7 protein-coding genes and 2 pseudogenes are annotated in these 5,004 nt (G+C 66.9%); 7 read left to right on the forward strand and 2 right to left on the reverse strand.

The genetic code is table 11. The features are described from left to right. Positions 1-125: pseudogene (locus ACZ4QV_RS42250) on the forward strand (MerR family transcriptional regulator); the annotation flags it as partial. A gap of 146 nt (positions 126-271) precedes the next feature. Here ACZ4QV_RS42250 and ACZ4QV_RS42255 read toward each other — a convergent pair. After that, the gene (locus tag ACZ4QV_RS42255; RefSeq protein ID WP_467764542.1) at positions 272-1,540 is read right to left on the reverse strand and encodes an MFS transporter; all 1,269 of its coding nucleotides are present in this window, start codon (positions 1,538-1,540) and stop codon (positions 272-274) included. 54 nt (positions 1,541-1,594) lie between these two features. Between ACZ4QV_RS42255 and ACZ4QV_RS42260 the strand changes: the two genes are divergently transcribed. Further along, positions 1,595-2,137: a CGNR zinc finger domain-containing protein gene (locus ACZ4QV_RS42260; protein ID WP_467764543.1), complete on the forward strand. Its 543-nt coding sequence runs from the start codon at positions 1,595-1,597 to the stop codon at positions 2,135-2,137. 72 nt (positions 2,138-2,209) lie between these two features. On the opposite strand, the gene ACZ4QV_RS42265 is transcribed toward ACZ4QV_RS42260, so the two are convergent. Continuing rightward, on the reverse strand, positions 2,210-2,485 hold the full coding sequence (locus tag ACZ4QV_RS42265; protein WP_467764544.1) for a hypothetical protein: 276 nt from the start codon (positions 2,483-2,485) through the stop codon (positions 2,210-2,212). Between the two features lie 68 nt (positions 2,486-2,553). On the opposite strand from ACZ4QV_RS42265, the gene ACZ4QV_RS42270 reads away from it, so the two are divergent. From ACZ4QV_RS42270 to ACZ4QV_RS42290, 5 genes and pseudogenes are all read left to right on the forward strand, one after another. Then, positions 2,554-2,955 (forward strand): radical SAM protein, encoded by a 402-nt coding sequence (locus ACZ4QV_RS42270; protein ID WP_467764545.1) that lies wholly within the window; start codon positions 2,554-2,556, stop codon positions 2,953-2,955. Beyond that, positions 2,927-3,451 (forward strand): SPASM domain-containing protein, encoded by a 525-nt coding sequence (locus tag ACZ4QV_RS42275; protein ID WP_467764546.1) that lies wholly within the window; start codon positions 2,927-2,929, stop codon positions 3,449-3,451. Before ACZ4QV_RS42270 ends, ACZ4QV_RS42275 begins: the two co-directional genes overlap by 29 nt. Beyond that, positions 3,448-3,921, forward strand: coding sequence for an NUDIX domain-containing protein (locus ACZ4QV_RS42280; protein WP_467764547.1), 474 nt, complete (start codon positions 3,448-3,450; stop codon positions 3,919-3,921). Before ACZ4QV_RS42275 ends, ACZ4QV_RS42280 begins: the two co-directional genes overlap by 4 nt. Positions 3,922-4,356: 435 nt before the next feature. Beyond that, a pseudogene (locus tag ACZ4QV_RS42285) lies at positions 4,357-4,473 on the forward strand (mini-circle protein); the annotation flags it as partial. A 305-nt stretch (positions 4,474-4,778) separates the two neighbouring features. Further along, positions 4,779-5,004 (forward strand): alpha/beta fold hydrolase (locus ACZ4QV_RS42290; RefSeq protein ID WP_467764548.1); only part of this gene is annotated, 226 nt, incomplete at its 3' end.

Genomic DNA, 5,004 nt, shown 5'->3' on the forward strand with positions numbered 1-5,004 from the left:
AGGGCACCCCCATCGAAGCCGCCTGCCGCATCATCATCCTCGAAGACCAGCTCGAAGAAGCCCAGCGCATCAACGCCGAATACCGCCGCGCCGCCAAAGCGGCCGATCCCACAACTACGGCCTGACGGACGAGAAGCTGGCCCTCGTCATCGCCTTGGCGCTGAGCATGCTGATCGCCCCCGCGATCGCTCGCTGACCTGTGTGCGCCGCGGTCCCCGGCTGGTTTCGGCCGTGCGGCTACGAGCATCTCGCTCCGGCAGGCGCGCCTGCATCAGTGCTCGGGTGCTATTGGCAGTGGGGTGGTGTCGGCGGGGGCGTCGGTGCTTCGGGATGCGGGGCGGTGCAGGCGTTCCCCGAGCAGGGAGACGACGCCGATCACGGTGGTGGTCAGTGTGCATATGAGGAACGCGGTGCCGGCGGTGGCGGTGCGGAGGATGGCTGCGGACATCAGGCCAGCCGCGCCGTAGCCGAGGCCTGCGGCAGCGTAGAGGACGGAGAAGCCGGTGGCCCAGGTGCTTTGCGGCAGGCGTTTTTGCAGGGCCAGGTTCCTGATGATCATCAGGGGGCTGTAGAGGAGTCCGCCGAAAGCGAAGGCGGCGGTGAAACTCCAGGGGTGGGAGGTGAGGCCGGGGAGGGCGAAGGCGGCGGCGGTGCCCAGGAGCAGGACGAGAGTTTGGATGCGGGGGGTGCCGGGCCAGCGGCGGCTTCCGTACAGGAGGCCGGCGGCCACGCTGGCGACGGCGAACGCGGTCATGACGGGTCCGGCCAGGGCGGGAGAGGCTCCGACGTCCTTGAGGCGGGCGGGCAGGAGGACGTCTGCGGTGCCGATGAGGAACATGATCGATGCGGAGAGCAGGGCGGTGGGCCAGGCCAGCTTGAGCACTGCGCCGGTGCCCACTGATGCTTCCTGCGGGAGGCTGGCTTGCCGGAGCTGGCCGGTGTGGGGGATGCGGTGGGCAAAAAATGCGGGGGCTGCGGACAAGACGGCCATGACGAGGAGCGCGCTGGTGGCGGAGAACTGTGCGTACAGCAGTGCGGTCAGGGGCGGTGCGATGGCCCAGACGCTTTGGCTGAGGGAGCTTTCCAAGCCCAGTGCGGCTGGGCGCAGGTGCTCGGAAGTAGTGGAGGAGAGCTGGGCGCGCATTCCGCCGGGCGCGCCGGAGGCGGCGGCGCCGGCGGTGAAGGTGAGGGCGAGGAGGACGGCCACCGGAGCGTGGGAGGCGGTCAGGGCGAGTGTCGCGAAGGCGGCGGCCTCGACTCCGAGGGACAGGCGTAGCTGGCGGACGAAGGGTTTGGTGTCGAAGCTGCGTCCTGTGACGGGGGCGCCTGCGGCTTCTCCCAGTGCGTGGGCGGCGGCGAGCATACCGCCCAGGGCGAAGGATCCGGTGGTGTAGCCGACGAAGACGAGGGCCAGGGGAGCCATCACCACGGGAGCACGTATCAGCATGACCGCCAGGTACCAGGTCGTGTGGCCCGGAAGGGACAGGACGTTACGGAAGGACGGCTTCGGAGGCCCCCCGGCCAGCTGCTTACCAGTCATGGAAATAGACGGTAACAGCGGTCGCTGGTTTTGTTTACCGCCTATGGTGATGACATGGCGACAACGACGGCGGGTCCTGACGTGGAGGAGTTGCGCAGCTTCCTCAACAGCTGGCTGATCCCGAACGACACCCGCATCCCCACCGAGACGCTCCCGGAGCTGGCTGCAAAGCCGTCTGTCTGGCAGGGCTCCTTCGCACGACTGCCCGCTCCGGCCAGCAGAACTGAGGTCGGTGAGCTGATGCGACTGCGCGATGATCTGCGCGCGGACGTCGAAGAACGCGGCAGCGAGCGGCTCGACTCGTGGCTGCAGCGCCACCCGCAGACGGTGCGCATCGAGAACGAAAGGCTCGTCTACCGGGGGGCTCCGGGCACCATCCCCGAACTGCTCCGCTTGTCGGCTCAGTTGGTGGCCGAAGGGCGCTGGCGCAGGCTTCGCACATGCCCGGACTGTCGCTGGGTCTTCTATGACCAGTCCCGCAACAACTCTCGCGCATGGTGCAGCATGTACGCCGGAGAAACCGGCCGGGCCTGCGGCAGCATCGCCAAGGTCAAGCGCATGCGGGCACGCAAGTCCACCGCGGAGCAGACCGGTTGACACCGTGGACTCGGTCGTGCCGCCCCCGCCGCCGTGCCGGTGCGGGGGACACCGGCACGGCGGCGGGGCGGATCAGCAGGTGGCGGCAAGATCCTGCAACCGCTGCTCAGCCTCGCGCGCTGCACTGACGCTTGTTCCGTACGTGAGGTACTGGACGGTTTCTGTATAGGGAACGTCGTCGACCAGGAGCAGGGCACCGCTTGTGCCATTGCGCCCGTTGAGGTATTCGTTCCGTCCGACGCCCCACGCGAGCTTCTCGAATGAAGTCACCTGCAGATCATTGCGGGTCAGCAAGGTGTAACGCTGCAGGTAGTCGGAGCCGAGCACCCGTTGTGCGGCGAAATGCATATGGGTGCACGGCCCGGCGTCCGCGCGTCTTCGACCGTGAACTCCGACCAGCCTGGCCCCGCAAGGTGATGCTGGAGATCGCCGATGCCTGCAATCACTCCTGCACCTTCTGCGCTCAAGCACTGCTGCGCGTACAGCGGCGCAGCCCAGGTGCGGACTTCTACTTGCAGACCGCCCAGGACTGCTACGATCGTGGGTCGCGCGTAATCAGTCTGCACGGCGGCTACGAGCCCTTCTCCGCCCGGCATCTGGAGACCGTCATCGCCGGTTGCAGCCAGATGGGGTACGAAAAGATCAAGGTCACCACCAACGGCTCGCTGGCCACCACGGACCGGCTACGCCGCTGCGTCGAAGCCGGTTTGACCCATCTCCAGTTCTTCGATCAACGCGGGCGACGCGGACAGCTACCGCAAGGTCCACGGGAAGGCCCATTTCGAGCGGGTGCTGAACCATCTTCTGTACGCCGATGAGCTGCGCAGGAAACACGGTGCCGCACTTCATCTGTCCGTGTCATTCGTGGAGGTCGCGCAGAATACCGGTCAGTTGCCGGCCCTCCAGGAGTGTTTGGGGGATGCCGTGGACACCTACCTCTTCTACGGTGCGTCCAACCAGAGTGGCCAGATGCCGTTCGACGTGCCCACAAAGACCGAGCGCGCTCCATGTCATCGACCGTTCGACCGGGTACATGTCACCGCCGAGGGATACCTGTCCGCCTGTTGCGGCGACTACCAGAATTACCTGGCCATTACCGATCTGGTGGAATCCCCCGACATCGAGGCGGCATTCCACTCGCCACGGCTGGTCAAACTGCGACGGCGGCACCTCGAAGACGACCTCGGTGGCACTCTGTGTGAAAAATGCATCTACAACCGGCCGGGACCGCTGCATCCGCTCAATCCCGACCTCGCGGTGTCCGAGCTACCCGTACTCGCCTCCGCACCGACCAACGAAGGAACAGCGCAGTGACAGAACAGGTTGGCCCCGCCCGCGTCCGTGCGGCAGGCATCTGGTACCACGACCACGCCGTGCTCATGGAAAGCCTGGCCGACGTCGAGGTATGGGGAGTGCCCGGAGGCGGGCTGCTGCCCGGAGAGTCGCTCACCGCCGCCTGCGAACGGGAGTACATGGAAGAGATGGGTCTGTCGGTGCGCTGCGCCCGACTCGCCGTCGTGGCGGACAGTTTCTTCCGTGACGATCGGGGCCAGGTCCACCACGACATCTGCTTCTACTTCCTCGTGGAGCCGCGGCTCCCCGTGGGCGATGGCCGACCCGAGGTCATCAGCAAGGAGCCCCAGCTGCAGTTCCGCTGGATCGACCTGCATGATCTCGGGTCCGTGAAGCTGGTACCGGACTATCTGGGCGCGCTGCTGCCGACGGTCCGCGACCGTACCGCACCCGTCTTCCTGAGCTTCGACTGTCGGGGAACGGCCCCGTGATCCCCGGCCGGCCGTCGCGGTTCGCCGTGTTCGACCTCGACGGCACCCTCCTCGATGCGCGGGGCGCCGTGGTGGAGGGTGCCGCGTCCGGTGTGGCGCAGTTGCGGCGTGCCGGCGGACCTGCGGTGGTCCCCCAGCGCTCGGCGCCACGGACGATCCGTGGTCCAGCACGACGATGTGGTTCACAACGTTGACGTCGTTGTGATCGCCGACGAGCAACTGCCCGTGCACGTTCTGTACTTGGACGCTCGTACCCAACTGCCGCTCCGTCCCCCGTACCGGCCACTGGGACAGCAATACAACAACCCGCGGTCCGACTCGACGCTATGCCACATCTTGGGCAAGTATGACTTGTCGGCCACCTCTTCTGCCAGAATCGGGACACCTCTGGGACACCTTTGCCTGCGGGTGTCCCTTCAGAGATTGGCCCATGCCAGCCGCACGGGCTGCGACGGCGTCTCGGCGGAGAACGCCCGCAAGCCGCTCGTGCCGGGCTCTCCGCTGATGACCATGAGCGGAGTGATCAACCGCCTCCGTTGGGTTGAGTGCTATTGATTCCAGGCGGTCTTCCTCGGCGAGGAAGACCGGGCACCATGACGGGGCAACCCGACCGCGAGATGGGTGTCACATGACCCGCCGTCCAGTCCCTGGACAGGGATCGAGGACAGTAACTGTCCTCGATGGGGTCTACGGTCGGGCGTCGGGTCGCTGATCGGGCGGCTCGCAGGAAGGATGGCAGCCGGTAGCCGCCTTTGACTCTGAGCTGCCGGCCGCTGTGCGAGGAGTACGACCATGGGCATGTCCGAGGCCGCTGACCGCGCCGGCACCTTGTCCCGCACCGATACCACGAGCAGCTGGTGGACCTGGGCGAGATCCGCATGAACTACGTCGCCGAAGGCGACCCCGCTGCCCCCGCACTGCTGCTGATCCCCGCGCAGGGCGAGTCGTGGTGGGGCTACGAGGACGCGATCGGGCTGCTCAGCTCCCGGTTCCAGGTGTTCGCGATCGACCTGCGCGGCCAGGGCCGCACCACCTGGACCCCCGGCCGCTACAACCTGGGCACCTGGGGAGCGGACGTCGAGC

It is taken from the genome of Streptomyces sp. NPDC026394 (genome assembly GCF_055567735.1).

Bases quoted from the DNA above. Each gene is read 5' to 3' on its own strand.
- ACZ4QV_RS42265 (WP_467764544.1), bottom strand. From the start codon at position 2,485: ATGCATTTCGCCGCACAACGGGTGCTCGGCTCCGACTACCTGCAGCGT.
- ACZ4QV_RS42255 (WP_467764542.1), bottom strand. From the start codon at position 1,540: ATGACTGGTAAGCAGCTGGCCGGGGGGCCTCCGAAGCCGTCCTTCCGT.
- ACZ4QV_RS42260 (WP_467764543.1), top strand. From the start codon at position 1,595: ATGGCGACAACGACGGCGGGTCCTGACGTGGAGGAGTTGCGCAGCTTC.
- ACZ4QV_RS42270 (WP_467764545.1), top strand. From the start codon at position 2,554: ATGCTGGAGATCGCCGATGCCTGCAATCACTCCTGCACCTTCTGCGCT.